We start from the raw sequence: 242 nt of genomic DNA on the forward strand, positions 1-242 counted from the left end.
AACCGGGTCATGGGCGTGCCTCCGTGGACAGCATCAGAACTCGGCGCTGCCCGGTGCGCGCGGGTCGGGGCTCGCATCGCGGATGTTGCCCAGCCCGCACCCGTATACCACCAGGCGCTCGAAGCCCAGGCCGAAACCGGCGTGCGGCCCCGCGCCGTGGCGGCGGAACTCGCGGTACCAGCCGTCGTGGGCCGGGTCCAGGCCGCACTGGGCCCTGCGCGCGTCGTCCCCCGCCCGGCGCT

Annotated in this window: 1 protein-coding gene; it reads right to left on the minus strand. The window is 75.6% G+C overall.

All coding sequences use genetic code 11. From position 1 onward, the window contains the following. Nucleotides 1–33: 33 nt before the first annotated feature. A partial coding sequence (locus ACQG3P_RS22415; protein ID WP_426806286.1) for an amino acid--tRNA ligase-related protein occupies nt 34–242 on the minus strand: 209 nt, incomplete at its 5' end.

It is taken from the genome of Stenotrophomonas sp. SrG, assembly GCF_050031795.1.
Classification (GTDB): Bacteria; Pseudomonadota; Gammaproteobacteria; order Xanthomonadales; family Xanthomonadaceae; genus Stenotrophomonas; species Stenotrophomonas rhizophila_A.